This window comes from Arthrobacter sp. Y3222053, assembly GCF_059092805.1.
On sequence record NZ_JBNHIA010000001.1, the window covers coordinates 272805 to 288394 of the forward strand.

Consider the following 15590-nt stretch of genomic DNA (forward strand, 5'->3'; position numbering starts at 1 on the left):
CCTGCTGCTTCCATCGCCCGCGCAGCGTCGGCCAGATCAGCGGCCGCAACAGCCGGCGGCCGACCCTCATTGTGTTGTCTCCCCATGAAGACACCCTAGTCGGAGCGGTGTTTCCCGCCCGGACCGGCACGCGGAAACCCCGATACCGGCCCGGAAAGGTAACCCGGTCGGGGGAAGGTCCGCCCCTAAAACGGCAGGTGCCGCCTCCCCCGGAGGGAAGGCGGCACCTGCGCAGCCGGCGTGCACTGTACCCGACCGCGGCCTTTCGCAGCCGGCCGCGGCGTTCAGCTAGCGGCGGGAGCCCGCCTCGGCGTCGGCCGCCACCGTCTGCCCGCCGTCACCGTCACCGGCAGCGGAGGTGTCCACGTGCGGGTGGCGGCGCTCCAGGGAGGCGCCCTCCACGTCCACGTCGGGCAGGATCCGGTCCAGCCACTTCGGCAGCCACCAGGCCTTGTCGCCGGCCAGGTGCATCAGCGCCGGAATCAGCAGCATGCGGACCACGAAGGCGTCCAGCAGCACGCCGAAGGCCAGCGCGAAGCCGATCGGCCGGATCATCGCGCTGTGCGAGAACACGAACCCTCCGAACACCGAGATCATGATGATCGCCGCGGCGGTCACCACGGACCGGCCGGCCCGCACGCCCTGCACCACGGCCAGCCGCGCCGGCGCGCCGTGGGCGTAGGCCTCACGCATGCCGGAGCCGATGAAGAGCATGTAGTCCATGGCCAGGCCGAACAGGATGCCGACCAGGATGGTGGGCAGGAAGTTCAGGATCGGGCCGGGCGTCTCCACGCCGAACACTCCGGCCAGCCAGCCCCACTGGTAGATGGCGACGACGCCGCCGAGCGCACCGAAGTAGGACAGGATGAACCCGAGCGTGGCCACGATCGGCACGAAGATCGAGCGGAACACCAGGATCAGGATGATCAGTGAGAGCCCGACGACGACGGCCAGGTAGATCGGCAGCGCCTCGGCCAGCTTGTCGGAGATGTCGATGTTGCCCGACGCCGAGCCGGCCACGCCCAGCTCGTACTCACCGTTCAGCGGAGACAGGTCCCGCAGGGTGTGCACCAGCTCTTCGGTGGACTCGCTGGTCGGCCCCTCCTCGGGGATGATCTGGAACGCGGTGGTCTGCCCGTCCTCGGAGCTGCCGATCGGCGCGACGGCGGCGACGTCGTCCTGCTCGAACAGGGTCTCGGCGATCTCCTGCTGCGCGGCCAGGCCGGCGGCTTCGTCGGCCGGGGCCTCGGGCAGTTCGGCGACCACGAGCAGCGACCCGTTCTGGCCTTCGCCGAACTTCTCGGACACCGCGGTGTAGGCCTGGTACTGGGTCGAGTCGGTCGCCTCGGAGGACCCGTCCGGCAGGTTCAGGCGCAGTTCCAGGGCCGGAATGGCGACCAGCAGCAGGCCGGCAATGCAGGCTAGGGCGGTCAGCACCGCGCGGGCGGTGCCCATCGGCTTGGCCTGCGCGGCACCCGGAACCGAGGCTCCGGCAGAGCCGGCAGCGTCCGAGCCGGCGTCGGATGCATCGGCGGACCCTGCCGTGTCGGACCCGTCTGAGTCGGAGCCGGCCGCGTGCGCGCCGTGCACGGCTGCCGGGGCCTGTCCCGCCGTCGTGCCGGTGCCGTGCGCCTCGTCCCGGGCGGCACGTTCCTTGCGGCTGAGCACCCGCATGCCGGCCAGCTTCAGCAGCGCCGGAGTCAGGGTGACGGCGATCAGCACCGCGATGGCGATGCAGCCGGCGCCCACGGTGCCCATCAGGCCCAGGAACGGAATGCCGGTGACGTTCAGGGCCAGCAGGGCGATGAACACGGTCATGCCGGCGAAGACCACGGCGTTGCCGGAGGTGCCGTTCGCCAGGGCGATGGACTCCTCGACGTCGTAGCCGCCCTTGAGCTGGCGGCGGTGCCGGTTGACGATGAACAGCGAGTAGTCGATGCCCACGGCCAGGCCGAGCATCAGGCCCAGCACCGGGGTCACCGAGGCCATCTCGACGACGCCGGAAAAGGCCATGGAGCCCAGGGCACCGATGCCCACGCCGATCAGCGCGGTGATGATGGGCAGGCCGGCGCCGATCAGGGTGCCGAGCATGATCACCAGCACGATGCCGGCCACGACCAGGCCCACGACCTCGCCGACGCCGAAGATGCTGGGCACCCCGCCGGCGATTTCTGCGGAGAAGTCGGCGGTGACGCCGTCGATCCGCTGGTCCTCGAAGACGGCGACCAGCGCGTCGGTGGTGTCCTTGGAGATGTCCAGCTGCGCTTCGGAGAAGACCACGTTCACGATGGCGGCACTGCCGTCCTCGGACACGGTGCGGATCTCGGCGGCCATGTCCAGCAGCGAGGCGCCGGATTCCAGCTGCACGGCCTGTGCTTCGAGCTCGGCGGCGCCGGCCTCGAGCTCGGCCCGCCCGGCGTCGAGCTGCGCCTGCTGCTCATCGAGCTGGGCCTGCTGTGCGTCCAGCTGGGGCGCGGCGGCGTCGAGCATCCCGCCGGCCTCGGCCTGGGCGCGGGCGGCGTCCAGCTGCTCCTGCCCGGCGTCGAGCTGGGCCTGGCCGGCATCCAGCTCGGCGCGGGCGGACTCCAGCTGGGCGCGGCCGGCGTCGAGCTGCGGCTGGCCGGCCTCGATCTGCTCGCGCTGCTCGGCGCGCTGGGCCTCGGTTTCGAAGGGGTCGACAGCGTTCTCCACGCCGTCCACGTCAGCCGTCTCCGTGACCAGCGCGCTGATCTGCTCACGCTGCTCGGGGGTGAAGGCTGAGCCGTCCTCGGTCTGCAGGACCACGCTGCCGGTGCCGCCGGAAGCCTCGGGCAGCTCGGACTGCAGCTGCTCGGTGACCTCTGCGGTGGGGGTGTTGGGGATGGAGAAGCTGGTGGCAAGGGTGCCGCCGAACATGGCAAACGCGGCGCCGGCCGCGACCAGCAACGCGAGCCAGAGCCCGATCACGGTCTTGGCCCGGCGCGCGGCGGCCGCGCCCAGGCGGTAAAGGAATTCAGCCAAGGGGAGACTTTCCGTCAGAGGTGGGTGAAACAGGGAACGTGCGGGAGACGGCCGTGGTGCCGTGCCCCGACTGGAGTGCGGTGAGGAACTGTTCACGAAGCCGGGTCCAGACTTCGCGGGATTCAGGGGTGTCGGCCGCGCCGGTGGCTGCGCTCCAGTGCTGATAGAGCACCGCGAGGCCGCCGATGAAGGCTCCGGAGAGCAGGTCGACGTCGAGCGGATCCGCCTCCGGATAGGCGAGGCGAAGTTCCGCCGACATCCGTCGGGTGATGGCCGTGAAGGAGCGCAGGGCGATCAGCGCCGAACGCGGTGAGGGGCGCGCGTCCCCCAGCTGCCCGCCGTCGCCGAGCATGGCGGTGAGCCGGGCCATCGGGCCGACAACGTCGCTGCCGCGCAGTGCGGCGATCACCTGGTCCGCCATGCCCCCGGGAACCCCGGTGCCGTGCTTCATGGGAGAGATCAGCTCGTCCAGGGTGCTGCCTAGGAGCTCGCTGCAGGCTTCGACGATCACCTCATCCAAGGAGCTGAAGTGGTTGAAGACGGTGCGGCGGGCGACGTCGGCCCGGACCGCGAGCTCGTCCACGCTGAAGTTCATGCCCTGCTCGCTCATCAGCGCCGCAGCGGCGTCGATGATGGCGCGGCGGTGGCGCTGCTTCAGGCTGGACCGGCGGTCCGGTGCTGAGGAGGCGGCGGAAACGGTCACGTAACGACACTAGGTGCATCGTTGCACCCGGTGCAACTCCTGCCGGAGGGTTGAGGCAAAGTGCCGGCACTCGAATACGCAACGTTCATGTTGCGTAATCCGACGGTGCTTAGGTTAGCCTTAGCTTTGCCGCTTCCCCCACGCGGCACTTGAGCCACAGCCGCCCGTCCTTTCCCAACCGGCGGCTGCCCTGAACAAGGAGTGAACACAGTTGTTCCTGCCCAAGAAGACCGCGGCCCTGGCCGCCGCCGCTGCCCTGACGCTGACCCTGGCCGCCTGCGGCGGCAGCGCCGAAGCCGAATCGGAAACGCCCGCAACGGGCACCGCCGCCGAATGGCCGCGCACCATTGAGCACGAAGCCGGCGAAACCGTCATTGACGCCCACCCTGAGCGGATCGTGTCCACGTCCCTGTCCGTGACCGGCACCCTGCTGGCCATCGACGCGCCCGTCACCGCCACCGCCGTCACCGCGGCCCGGCCCGGCACCACCGACGATAACGGGTTCTTCGCGCAGTGGGCCGAAACCGCCGTCGAGCGCGACGTCGAACCGCTCTACACGGTCGGCGAGTTCGACCTGGAAGCCGTGATCGCCCAGGACCCGGACCTGATCGTGGTCTCCACCTCCGGCGCCGACTCCGTGCTGGACCAGTACGAGGCGCTCTCCGGCATCGCCCCCACCGTGGTGGTCAACTACGGCGACCAGACCTGGCAGGACCTGGCCGGGGAGCTCGGCGTAGCCACCGGCCTCGAGGCCGAAGCCGAAGCCGCCGTCGCCGAGTTCGACGCCCTGGTCGACGAAACCGCCGCGAAGATCGGCATCGAAGAGGGCACGACCACCTCCGTCGTCTCCTACAACGCCGGCGACACCTCGCCCGTGGGCAAGCCGACCGGCCCGCACGCGCAGCTGCTGGAAAAGCTCGGCTTCACCGTCAACGAGCCGCCAGCCGAGTTCGACACCTCCACCCAGAAGCGCGAGGACTTCGCCTTCACCTCCTACGAGGGCCTGGCCGACTCCGTCACCGGCGACTACACGTTCCTGATCAGCGCCGATGAGAAGAAGGTCGACGCGTTCAAGGCCGACCCCACCCTGGCCAACATCCCGGCCGTACAGAACGACACGGTCTTCGCACTGGGCCTGGCCTCCTTCCGGATGGACCCGTACTCAGCCGCCGACATCGTGACCTGGTTCGGCGACACCTTCGCCAAGTAGCAGGTACCGCAAGGACCGTTCCCTCGTGCTGCAGAAAACGCGCCGCCGGCACCGGCAGGGCCTCGGCTGGATCTCCGGCCTGGCCCTGCTGGTGCTGCTGGCGCTGGTGAGCCTCGCCGTCGGCTCCCGCCCCATTGCGCCCGCCGAGACCTGGGCCGCCCTGACCGCCTTCGATCCCACCCGGAACGCGCATCTGCTGGTCCGCGAACTGCGGCTGCCGCGGACCGTCCTGGCGATCTGCGTCGGCGCGGCCCTCGGCCTGGCCGGAGCCCTGATGCAGGCGCTGACCCGCAACCCGCTGGCCGAGCCGGGCATCCTCGGCGTGAACTCCGGCGCCGCGTTCGCCGTCGCCGTGGGCCTGGGGTTCTTCGGCGCGAACGCACCGATGCAGTACATGTGGTTCGGGTTCGCCGGCGCCGCCGCCGCCTCCGTGGTCGTCTACCTGCTGGGCCGGGCGCACGACGCCGGGACCAACCCGGTGCGCCTGGTCCTCGCCGGCGCGGGACTGTCGGTGATGCTCGGCGCAGCCACCTCGATCCTGCTCATCGCCGGCACCGAAGAGAACCTCACCGCCTACGCCGCCTGGGCCACCGGCTCCCTGCAGGGCCGCGGCTGGGACGTGCTGCCCTGGGTGGCCGGCGCCTGCGTGCTGGCGATCGCCGCCGCCCTGCCCACCGCGCCCAGCCTCGACTCGCTCTCCCTCGGCCGGGACCTGGGGCAAACCCTCGGCGTCAAGATGCGCACCACCTGGCTCACCGGCACCGGCGCCATACTGCTGCTCGCCGGCGCCGCGACCGCCGCCGCCGGGCCCATCAGCTTCCTCGGCCTGGCCGCCCCGCACATCGCCCGTCTGGTCACCGGACCGAACCACCGCCGGCTGCTGCCCTTCTCCATGCTGCTCGGCGCGCTGCTGCTACTGGTCGCCGATATCCTCGGCCGCACCGTCGCCGCGCCCGCCGAAATCGGGGCCGGTGTCATGAGCGCCCTGGTCGGCGCCCCGTTCTTCATTGCCCTGGCCCGCCGCCGGAAGCTGGTGAAACTGTGAGCATCGGAACGTCGCCGCGGCGGACAGGCACCGCCCCCGATGCCGCTCCCGACGCCGGCCCCTCCCCGATCGTCTCCCCGCGCGTCCTGGCCCTCGGGCCGGTGCGGCTGCGGGTCTCGGCCCGCACCGCCGTCGTCGGCTTCGCCCTGGCCGCCGCCGCGGCGCTGCTGGCGGTGCTGTCCATGCAGACCGGCACCCTGGCCCTGGCCTTCGCTGACGTCCTCGCGGCCGTGTTCGACAACGGGGAGCCGCGCACCCAGGCCGTGGTGCAGCGCATCCGGCTGCCGCGCACCGTGACTGCCCTGGCCGTGGGCGCCTGCCTGGGCGCCGCCGGCGCCACCTTCCAGTCCATCTCCCGCAACGCCCTGGGCTCCCCCGACATCATCGGCTTCACCACCGGCGCCGCCACCGGCGCGGTGGCGCAGATCGTCCTGTTCAACGGCGGCCCGCTGGCCACCGCCGGGTGGGCGGTCGGCGGCGGGCTGGCCGCCGCCGCTGCGGTGTACCTGCTCTCGCTGCGCGGCGGCGTCACCGGCGGGTACCGGCTGGTGCTCATCGGCATCGGCGTCGGCGCCATGCTCAGCGCCCTCAACACGGTGCTGCTCGCCAAGGGTGACTCGGATCTGGCCGCGCAGGCGCATCTGTGGCTCTCCGGCTCCCTCGCCGCGCGCACCTGGGCGCACGCGCTGCCGGTGCTGGCCGCCGTCGGGCTTCTGCTGCCGCTGCTGCTGGGCCTGGGCCGGAAGCTGTCGCTGATGGAAATGGGCGAGGACGCCGCGCGCGCCCTGGGCATCCGCACTGAACGGGTGCGGATCACCGCGATGGCCGCCGCCGTCGGGCTCACCGCCCTGGCCACCGCCGCCGCCGGCCCGATCGCGTTCGTGGCGCTGGCCGCCCCGCAGCTGGCCGCCCGGCTCACCCGCTCCCCCGGCGTGCCCATCGGCACCGGCGCGCTGATGGGCGCGGTGCTGATGGTGGGCTCCGATCTGCTCACCCAGCACCTGCCGATCCAGGCCGCCGTGCCCATCGGGCTGATGACCGGCCTGGTCGGCGGCATCTACCTGCTGTGGCTGCTGACCCGGTCCCGGCAGGTGTAACCGTGACCCGCAGCCCTGACTCCCGGCATTCCGCTCCCAAGGAGGCATCCATGTCCGACGTCCTCTCCGCCGAGGCCCTGACCCTCGGCTACGACGGGCACACGATCAGCGAGAACCTGGACGTGGTGATCCCGCCGGGGTCCTTCACCGCGATCATCGGGCCCAACGCGTGCGGCAAGTCCACACTGCTGCGGGCCCTGTCCCGGCTGCTGAAGCCGCAGACCGGGCAGGTGTTCCTGCAGGGGCGGGAGATCGGCCGGTACTCCACCCGCGACGTCGCGCGCCGGCTGGCGCTGCTGCCGCAGTCCTCCGCCGCCCCGGACGGCATCACCGTCGCGGACCTGGTGGCCCGCGGCCGGTTCCCGCACCAGTCGCTGCTGCGGCAGTGGTCCGACGCCGACCAGGCGGCGGTCGACGCCGCGATGGCCGCCACCGGCGTCGCCGACCTGGCCGGACGCACCGTGGACGAGCTCTCCGGCGGGCAGCGGCAGCGGGTCTGGCTGGCGCTGGTGCTGGCCCAGGACACCCCGGTGCTGCTGCTGGACGAGCCCACCACCTTCCTGGACATCGCCCACCAGTTGGAGGTGCTGCGGCTGTGCCGGCGGCTGCATGAATCCGGCAACTACACGCTGGTCACCGTGCTGCACGAGCTGTCACTGGCGTTCCGGTTCGCCGACCATGTCATTGCCATGAAGGACGGGCGGATCGTGGCGCAGGGCCCGCCGGAGCAGATTGCCACCCCGGAACTGATGAAGGAGATCTACGGGATCGACGCCGTGGTGATCGAGGACCCGGGCACCGGCGGGCCGCTGGTGGTGCCGCTGGAACAGGACTCAAGGCCACGGTCGGCGGGCGCGACGGCGGCAGCCGGCTCCGGCGCACAGGTCACCGCAGCCGGGGCGCCGACATGAGCGCGCCGGGCGGAGCAGCGGCATCGGCCGGCACCGAGGGCCGGGACGAGGGAGAGCGGAGCCGGTCAGCCCAGGGCGGGCACCGACTGGTCGTCGAATCGGTCGAGGACCTCACCCCCGGCATGCGGCGCGTGGTCTTCGCGGGCCCCGGCGTCGCCTCCTATGTGGCGGCGGGACCGCACGTACCGAACATCAAGCTGTATTTCCCGGTTCCGGGCGCGGAGCTGGACCTGCCCGTGAAGGTGGACGGACGCTGGAGCTTCGCGCCGGGCCAGCGTGAGCGGGTGCGCACCTACACGGTGCGGACCCTGGACCGGGACGCATCCCGGCTGGCGGTGGACTTCGTCCGGCACGGCGACGAGGGGCTGGCCTCCGCCTGGGCCGAACGCGCGGCGCCGGGCGCGGAGCTGGGCGCCCTGGGCGGCGGCGGGCTGGTGGTGCGCGACGGCGGGTGGGTCCTGCTGGCCGGCGACGAAACCGCGCTGCCCGCGATCGGCTCCACACTGGAACGCTTCTCCGCGGAACGGCCGGAGCAGCGCGGGCTGGCACTGATCGAGGTCGCCGGGCCCGAGGAGGAACAGGACCTCGCCGCCCCGGACGGGTTTGAGGTGCGCTGGCTGCACCGCCGGACCCGGGCGGATGAGGCATCATCGTCCGGCCCTGCCGCGCCGGCCGGCACGACGACCCTGCTGCAGGAGGCGCTGGCCGCCGTCGAGCTCCCGGCTGCGGAGCTGGCCGCCGGGCAGGTGCGGATCTGGGTGTCGGCGGAGTCCGCCGTCGTCCGCTTTGCCCGCGCGCACCTGAAGCGGCTGGGTTTTGACCGGCGGCACCAGCTGATCATCGGCTACTGGCACCGCGGCATGACCGAAACCGGGTACACCCGCAGCACCGACCATGACCGCGAGCGCGGAGAACTGGCGGACGTGCTGCCCGGGCAGGAGCACGCCCATGCGCACTGAGCCGCAGCCGGCCACGGCACCGGCGGACGTTCCACCCGGGCCCTTTTTCGACGCGCCGTTTCCGCCGCCGCGGCCGGCGGTGCCGCCCACCCCGCCGCCGTCGCCCGTGCTGCCGGGCTGGTTCCGGAACCGGTGGGCGTCCTGGGGCGGCCGCGAACGGGAACAGCTGGTGGACGACCTGCCCGCCGGGTCCCTTCCGCTGATTGAGCCGGACCCGCGTGGGAATCCCGGATTCCGTGCGGTGACGTTCCTGCACCGGCACGCCGCGGCGTCGGCGGTGATCCTTTCGGCCAACGGGCTGCTGGATCACCGCAACCCGGCCGCCATGGAATTCGACCGGCTCGACGACTCCGACCTGTGGGCGCTGACCCTGCGGATGCCGGCCGACTGGCAGGCCGGCTACCGGATCACCGCCCATGTCGGGGCCGGGCTGCCGCCCTGGCGGCTGCCCGGAGCGGACCGGCGCACCGTGCGTCTGGCCGCCGACGCCGGGGCCCCGGATCCGCTGAATCCGATGGTCGGCGCCGGAATGAGCGGGGCACCGCAGTCGCTGCTGCAGCTGCCCGGGGCGCCGGACGCAACGTGGCTGGCCGCGGCGACTCCGGAGGCCGGAAGCACGTTGCCGTCGGTGATGGGGGCTGGTGCCGGCGATCCGGCCCGCGTCCGGAGGGCCGGGGCGGCAGTCACCGGGCTACGTGAGCTTGTGGTTCCCGACACCGGTGCCGGCCGGGACCGGCTTATCTGGCTGTATCTGCCACCGCAGCTGGGCCCGGACACCGCCGACCTGCCCCTGGTGCTGCTGCACGACGGGCAGGTCTGGGCGAAGTACCTCAACCTGGCCGCCACCCTGGACGCGGCGACCGCGGGCGGGGTCCTGCCGCCGCTGGCGGTGGCGATGATCGATTCGCTGGATGTGCCGACCCGGACCCGGGAACTGTCCGGCCCGACCGGCACCGTGGATTTCGTGGCCCGCGACCTGCTGCCGCTGCTGCGCACCTGCTTCCCGGTCACAGCCGATCCGGCGCGCACCGTGGCCTCCGGGGCCAGCTTCGGCGGGCTGGCCTCGCTCTGGCAGCTGGCCCGCTTCCCCGACCTCGTGGGCGTGGCGCTGGCGCAGTCGCCGTCGCTGTGGCGGTACGACCTCGCCGATCCGCTGGCCGCCGTGGCCCGGCAGGTCCGGATCCGGATCCAGGCGGGCATCTATGAGGACACCATCCACCGGGCCGGTGAGGCTTTGCACCGGGACCTTGTCCGCACCGGCGCGGACATCGGCTTCCGCTCCATCACCGGCGGGCACGACTGGGCGTGGTGGAACCCCTGGCTGGTCCGCGGCCTGGCGGAGGTGCTCGGGTAACCGGCTAGGCCAGTTCCCATTCTTGCCCGGTGAAAGGCCGGAACTCTGGGCGGACTCTCCCATGCAGCCGCACGAGAAGCCGAAAGTTGGGCCTAATCTCCGGCCCGCTTGCTACTTCCACCCGTAGCTCATAGCCACGGCAACGCATAACCTCATGGGCTAGCTCAAGCAGCGGGTCAGGCACATACCCCAAAACCACACCCTCAGTTGGATGTATTACCTGAATAGCACGAGGATTCACAACGTTTTCAGGTTCGGGGGCTAATGCAAGCTCTTCATGTCGCCCCAATCCCCCAATGACGCTCTGCGCCTCAGCGTCCATATGGCGCACGCCATGTACTAGGAAAAACTCAGACACACTACCGTCGACTTCGATTGCGGGAATCGCAACGAGTTCAATGCTATCCCCAACCCTTCGACCGCCGGTTCGCTGGAGTATATTGAAAGGACCTGCGTCTGGGTCCAACCCTAGAGCCTCTAGCGCTACCGCCCGATCAGGGCGTCGACTGGAGATAACACGCTCCGAGAAAATGGGGAATAAGGTCTCAGATCTATAGGTGTGCCGCACTTTACTGAGCCCCGGCAAGGGAACAAACCAATCTGCGTCAACGGCAGAGCGGAAATAGCGAAAAACGTACTCGCCTTCCTCACAAAAGAGAATACCTACCGCCCTATAAGTGCGGGACCCGGGGAATTGCTGCGTGACAAGTAGCTTGTTGACAGCAGCCAGAGACGAGTCCACGCCGGGACGGGTCATTACGCTAGTTGCCATCAGACAGCCTCTTCCTGTTTTCCTTGAGCACTTCCACCGCAAACGTACGTGCAGCCTCCGACATTCCTGGAAGATCCGCAACGAGTGCTTCCAGGACCCCATCCTCACAGGCATGGATCCGCTCTAGCCAGTATGCGCCTGCGAGCGGGGCGAGCGAAGCAGCTTCGCTCGCCAGAGCAGACAAGCTTCGGTTCTTGCCATCTTCAAACGTACGCGCCCTGGCCCCCCTGCACCACTTGGACACAGAGTTGCGGGCGAGGCGCATATGGAGATTCTCGTCACTGAGTCCCGAGCCCAGTGCGGCCCCATGGTCGTAGGAAGGAGCCAGTCGCTGTTCCCCGCCGCGGCTAAGAATGCCCCAATTCAGAGCATGCCTGTCCGTATTCGCGATCCAGGCATCAAAAAGAAGGTATCCCACAAAGACCTCATAGGCAGGCATCTCTTCACACGCAGTATTGGGGGGGCCCGGCAGGCCGCCTAATAGGTTGTGAATATTCGTGATGTTATGGCCGATACGATTGGGGGGACGCAGCTCAGAAGCGCAGTCTAGATACCCCTCATACTCGGAAAGGTATGTATTTCCGGGCTGCAGGCTCCAATTTTCGGGTGAAACATTCTTCGAAATAACGCCGTCTTGCAGTTCTCCATCCACGCCCGCACGTACAGCGAGTCGCACGTCGGCCGCGGGGAGGCCGATTACGGCAGCCAAGCGGCTAGCAATCCGCTCCGAGTAGTCGTCGCGCCTCCTGTACGGCTCACCGGCTTGAAACCCCTGCTTGAACTCTTTGAAGAGCCACCAATCGCTCTGTCTATCTCCTCGCCCTTGAGCCAGCCAGAACTTGACCTCGTCTCCGCCTGATTCCTCATCTACAACAAGCCAAGCCGTAACGTCTTCGCGTTCCTCGCCACGGGCCGTCGCCCCACCGGCTTGACTGGCTCCTCCTGGTTTGGGGTGTTGACTGCTCACCCGGACACGATAGCGGGTACACACGAAAGATTGCCGTCTCTCACACCGCCACGCGTGAAAGTGCTTTGGCAATCCGGTTGCGCTCCAACAGGCAACGAGAACTCAATAAGCGCTGCTCCTGAGTGCCCCAGGCAAGGCATAGTGACCCGCTATTCCAAACGATGCCACCGCCGCCGCGCCACGGCGGCGCCCGCCAGCACCAGGCAGGACATCCACACGGCCCCGGCAGGTCCCAACGGCGCCGCCGCCACGCCGGCGAGGGCCGGGAGCGCGGCCTGCCCGATGCGGTTGCCCAGCAGCCGCAGCGCCAGCGCCGCACCGCGGGACTCAGGGGCCACCGCCTGCGACACCAGTGTCATGGTGATCGGCTGGCCCAGACCGAGGAAGAAGCCGGCCACCACCAGGCTCAACACCGCCGCCCAGGTACTGCCCAGCACGAACGGGGTCGTGCTCAGCCCGGCCGCGGCTCCGAGCAGGCTTGCCCGCACCAGCTGCTCCCGGCTCCACCGGCGCACCAGCACGCCCAGCAGCAGCCGCGAGGAGATGGTCGCCGCCGCCCGGACGGCAAGCAGTGCCCCGACGACGACGGGCGCAACGCCGGCCTCCTCGCCCATCAGCGGCAGGAACGCCAGCAGGATGTCGGTGGTGGCCAGCAGCGCCAGGCTGGCGACCACGTTCGCCTTAACGCCCGGCCGGGCCAGAATGGCGCTGATCGGCTCCTTGCGGGGCCGGCTGCCGCCGTCCGTCTGGACCTGCCCGGCGCCGACCGGCGGAGTCCCGCCCGCGGCACCCTGCGGCGACGCGTCGGCCGATGGAGTTCCGGCCAGTGAGCCGCCGGATGGGCGCCGGGCGAGAGGGAACCGGGCCAGGGAGGCGGGCAGCGCGAGGAGGGCAATCACACCGGACAGCAGCAGCGCGGCGTCGATCCGCTGCAGTCGTCCGCCCGCATCCACCCCGGCCTCGGCGCCGAGCAGCGCCCCGCCCAGCAGCGGGCCCACCAGCTGCCCGACGGCGAACGCTGCCGTGAACCACCCGAACCCGCTGTCCACTCGGTGCGGCGGCGCGAACTTCGCGATCGCGGACTGCCCGGCGATGGTGAACGCCAGATGCCCCATGCCGAGGGCGGCTGCGCCGGCAGCCAGCAGCACCAGGCCGGGGGCTGCCGCCAGCAGCACTGCTCCGCCCACCAGCAGCGCCAGTCCGATGCTCAGCAGCACCCTCAACCGTGCGGCGCGATCGGAGAGCCGGCCCAGGCTGATTGCGAAGGCCACGGGCAGCAGGGCGAACGAGGCGGATACGGCGCCCACGGCGACGGCATCGCCGTTGAGCGCCAGCACCTTGTAGGAGATCAGCGGCCGGGCCAGGTTGATGGCGGACTGGCTGAGCATCGCGGCCGCCACCAGCGCCCACAGCCAGGCTGCGGGCCGAGATGCTGAGGTGCCGTTCGCGGCAGCGTACATGCGGGCCTTTCTGGATCGGGCGCCCGCGGCGGCAGGGCGATCCAGCGCCGTTGGCGTCTGTTCCGAAGGCTAGTGGGGTGCGCCGGGCCCGCAAAATCCCGTGACAGTCCATGCAGCAACGCCTGCGGGCGTACGCTGGGCGGCATGTCCATCGAGGTGCGCCCGGCGGAGGTGTTCGACGACGTCGAGGCTGTGCTGGGCCCGAAGCGTGCGGACGCGAACGTGTGCTGGTGCCTGAGCTACCGGTTGACCAGCTCCCGGGAGAACCGGGAGCTGGCCGGAACGGACCGCGGGGACCGGGTCCGGGAGCTGCTCGCCGAGGACCTGCCGCCGGGAGTTCTCGCGTACGACGACGGCGAGGTGACCGGGTGGGCTGCGGTCCATCCGCGGGCGGATACGAGTTTTGCGACGAACCGCCGCATCCCGCATGTCGACGACGCCGACGTCTGGTCGATCTGGTGCATCCGGGTCCGGCCCGGGCACCGCGGGCAGGGCATCTCGCACCGACTGCTGGCTGGCGCCGTGGAGTTCGCCCGGGGCCACGGGGCGCCGGCCGTCGAGGGGTACCCGGTGGACAACGCCGGCGTGAAAGTGGACCTGACGATGGCATACGTGGGCACCCGTGCACTGTTCGAGCAGGCCGGTTTTCGCAAAGCCGCTGATACGACGTCGGTACTTGCCGGCTTCCCGAGGGTGCTGATGCGCCTCGAGCTGGGCTGACCCCGGCTAGAACAGGGCCGCAGCCTGCTCGCCCACGAGGCCGACGGCGAGCAGCACCATGATGATGCCGCTGCCCAGCGTGACGAGCCGAGCGGCACCGGGCCGGGAGCGCAGCAGCCGCCGGGCGCCCAGGGCCACGCAGGTGTAGAGCACGGCGCTGACCATCAGGTGCGACAGCCCGAGCACCGTGGACTGCAGCGGGACCGGCCAGGCGGCACCGGGAGCGATGAACTGGGGAATCAGCGCCAGGTACAGCAGCAGCGCCTTGGGGTTGGTGCCGCTGGTGCCCAGCCCCTTGAAGAAGGCCCGGCGGTCGGACGCGGCGTGCTCCGGCACCGGCGTGGAATCAACCGATTCGGTTTCACGTGGAACTGTGAGGAGCGCAGGGCCGGCGTCGCCTGCCCGCGGCACCGCCGCAGCCCCCGCGACCCCGGCGGACGGCACGACGCCGGCAGGCGAGAGGGCCGAGGAAGCCGAGGGGACGGCGTCGGGCACTGCAGGCAGATCCGCCGGATCGGAGCCGGCCGTGAAGCCCGCCGAGCGCCAGGAGCGGATGGTGGTGATCCCCAGCCAGAGCAGGTACGCGGCGCCCAGCACGGTGAGCACGGTCAGCAGTTCCGGCCGGGCGGCAATGAGCGCGGCCAGTCCGGCGACGATGAGCGCGGTGTGCACGAGGTAGCCGGCGCAGAGGCCGGCGATGGCCGGTGCGATCCGTCCCGGGCGCAGGCCGGCGGAGATGGCGTACGCCCAGTCAGCCCCCGGGGTCATGGCAAGGGTGATCGAGACGGCCGCGAAGCCGAGAAGCTGCTGGGGATCCATGGGTTCCACCCTAGGAATTCCGCCGCGAAATGTGCTGACCGGATTAACGCCGACAGGCCGCTGCGGCGATAGGATTTTTGCGTGATTGATGCGATCGACCGGGAAATTTTGCGGCACCTCCAGCAGGATGGACGAATCACTGCCACCGCGCTGGCGGCGAAGGTGGGTCTGACCGTGGCGCCGTGCCACCGCCGGCTGAAGGAGCTGGAGGCCCGCGGCGTGCTCACCGGCTACCGCGCTGTCATCGATCCGACCGCCGTCGGTCTGGGGTTCCAGGCCCTGGTGTTCGTCACCCTGAAGGACCGGCAGAACATGCTCACCTTCGAGCAGGAGGTGGAGCGGATCGAGCAGATCGTCGAGGCCAACCGACTGTTCGGCGAACCCGACTTCCTGCTCAAGGTGATCGCCGAGGACCTGCCCGCCTACCAGCGCTTCTACGACGAGGTGCTGGTGCGGCTGCCCGGCGTGGAGAAGCTGAACAGCACGATCGTCATGAAGAGCCTCAAGGACGGCGGCGCGCTGCCGCTGTAGCAGCCAGGGCCGCTGCAGCTGCCAGGGCGGCGCGTCGGCGGG

13 protein-coding genes are annotated in these 15590 nt (G+C 70.4%); 8 read left to right on the forward strand and 5 right to left on the reverse strand.

The annotated features are described in order from the left end of the window. Positions 1–288 precede the first annotated feature (288 nt). Together AC5RUW_RS01275 and AC5RUW_RS01280 are read right to left on the reverse strand one after the other, a co-directional pair. Positions 289–3000, reverse strand: a complete 2712-nt coding sequence (locus tag AC5RUW_RS01275) for an MMPL family transporter (RefSeq protein WP_494159014.1) — start codon at positions 2998–3000, stop codon at positions 289–291. Next, a complete protein-coding gene (locus tag AC5RUW_RS01280) occupies positions 2993–3703 on the reverse strand; it encodes a TetR/AcrR family transcriptional regulator (protein WP_494159015.1) in 711 nt (236 codons plus the stop codon). The genes AC5RUW_RS01275 and AC5RUW_RS01280 overlap by 8 nt, the downstream gene beginning before the upstream one ends. 211 nt (positions 3704–3914) lie before the next feature. On the opposite strand from AC5RUW_RS01280, the gene fepB reads away from it, so the two are divergent. From fepB to AC5RUW_RS01310, 6 genes are read left to right on the forward strand one after another with little or no spacing between them, the layout of a single operon-like run. Then, the gene (gene fepB, locus AC5RUW_RS01285; RefSeq protein WP_494159016.1) at positions 3915–4913 is read left to right on the forward strand and encodes a Fe2+-enterobactin ABC transporter substrate-binding protein; all 999 of its coding nucleotides are present in this window, start codon (positions 3915–3917) and stop codon (positions 4911–4913) included. A 25-nt stretch (positions 4914–4938) separates the two neighbouring features. Beyond that, positions 4939–5958: a FecCD family ABC transporter permease gene (locus AC5RUW_RS01290; protein ID WP_494159017.1), complete on the forward strand. Its 1020-nt coding sequence runs from the start codon at positions 4939–4941 to the stop codon at positions 5956–5958. Beyond that, positions 5955–7055, forward strand: a complete 1101-nt coding sequence (locus AC5RUW_RS01295; RefSeq protein WP_494159018.1) for a FecCD family ABC transporter permease — start codon at positions 5955–5957, stop codon at positions 7053–7055. Before AC5RUW_RS01290 ends, AC5RUW_RS01295 begins: the two co-directional genes overlap by 4 nt. A 50-nt stretch (positions 7056–7105) precedes the next feature. Then, positions 7106–7966 carry an ABC transporter ATP-binding protein gene (locus tag AC5RUW_RS01300; protein ID WP_494159019.1) on the forward strand — a complete coding sequence of 287 codons (861 nt, stop codon included), beginning with the start codon at positions 7106–7108 and terminating at the stop codon, positions 7964–7966. After that, positions 7963–8925 carry a siderophore-interacting protein gene (locus tag AC5RUW_RS01305; RefSeq protein WP_494159020.1) on the forward strand — a complete coding sequence of 321 codons (963 nt, stop codon included), beginning with the start codon at positions 7963–7965 and terminating at the stop codon, positions 8923–8925. The genes AC5RUW_RS01300 and AC5RUW_RS01305 overlap by 4 nt, the downstream gene beginning before the upstream one ends. Further along, a complete protein-coding gene (locus AC5RUW_RS01310) occupies positions 8915–10279 on the forward strand; it encodes an enterochelin esterase domain-containing protein (protein WP_494159021.1) in 1365 nt (454 codons plus the stop codon). Before AC5RUW_RS01305 ends, AC5RUW_RS01310 begins: the two co-directional genes overlap by 11 nt. Before the next feature lie 761 nt (positions 10280–11040). On the opposite strand, the gene AC5RUW_RS01315 is transcribed toward AC5RUW_RS01310, so the two are convergent. Continuing rightward, the gene (locus AC5RUW_RS01315) at positions 11041–12018 is read right to left on the reverse strand and encodes a HipA domain-containing protein (protein WP_494159022.1); all 978 of its coding nucleotides are present in this window, start codon (positions 12016–12018) and stop codon (positions 11041–11043) included. 149 nt (positions 12019–12167) lie between these two features. Further along, complete coding sequence (locus AC5RUW_RS01320; protein WP_494159023.1) at positions 12168–13478, reverse strand: MFS transporter; 1311 nt, start codon at positions 13476–13478, stop codon at positions 12168–12170. 144 nt (positions 13479–13622) lie between these two features. On the opposite strand from AC5RUW_RS01320, the gene AC5RUW_RS01325 reads away from it, so the two are divergent. After that, complete coding sequence (locus tag AC5RUW_RS01325; protein ID WP_494159024.1) at positions 13623–14198, forward strand: GNAT family N-acetyltransferase; 576 nt, start codon at positions 13623–13625, stop codon at positions 14196–14198. A 6-nt stretch (positions 14199–14204) separates the two neighbouring features. Here the strand turns inward: AC5RUW_RS01325 and AC5RUW_RS01330 are convergent, their stop codons facing one another. Then, positions 14205–15017 carry a LysE family translocator gene (locus tag AC5RUW_RS01330; protein ID WP_494159025.1) on the reverse strand — a complete coding sequence of 271 codons (813 nt, stop codon included), beginning with the start codon at positions 15015–15017 and terminating at the stop codon, positions 14205–14207. 81 nt (positions 15018–15098) lie between these two features. Between AC5RUW_RS01330 and AC5RUW_RS01335 the strand changes: the two genes are divergently transcribed. Continuing rightward, entirely contained in the window at positions 15099–15548 is a 450-nt protein-coding gene (locus AC5RUW_RS01335) for an Lrp/AsnC family transcriptional regulator (RefSeq protein WP_494159026.1), read from the forward strand. Positions 15549–15590 lie beyond the last annotated feature (42 nt).

Coding starts and splice junctions, on each gene's coding strand:
- AC5RUW_RS01305 (WP_494159020.1), top strand. CDS start 7,963: ATGAGCGCGCCGGGCGGAGCAGCGGCATCGGCCGGCACCGAGGGCCGG.
- AC5RUW_RS01310 (WP_494159021.1), top strand. CDS start 8,915: ATGCGCACTGAGCCGCAGCCGGCCACGGCACCGGCGGACGTTCCACCC.
- AC5RUW_RS01325 (WP_494159024.1), top strand. CDS start 13,623: ATGTCCATCGAGGTGCGCCCGGCGGAGGTGTTCGACGACGTCGAGGCT.
- AC5RUW_RS01330 (WP_494159025.1), bottom strand. CDS start 15,017: ATGGATCCCCAGCAGCTTCTCGGCTTCGCGGCCGTCTCGATCACCCTT.
- AC5RUW_RS01300 (WP_494159019.1), top strand. CDS start 7,106: ATGTCCGACGTCCTCTCCGCCGAGGCCCTGACCCTCGGCTACGACGGG.
- AC5RUW_RS01320 (WP_494159023.1), bottom strand. CDS start 13,478: ATGTACGCTGCCGCGAACGGCACCTCAGCATCTCGGCCCGCAGCCTGG.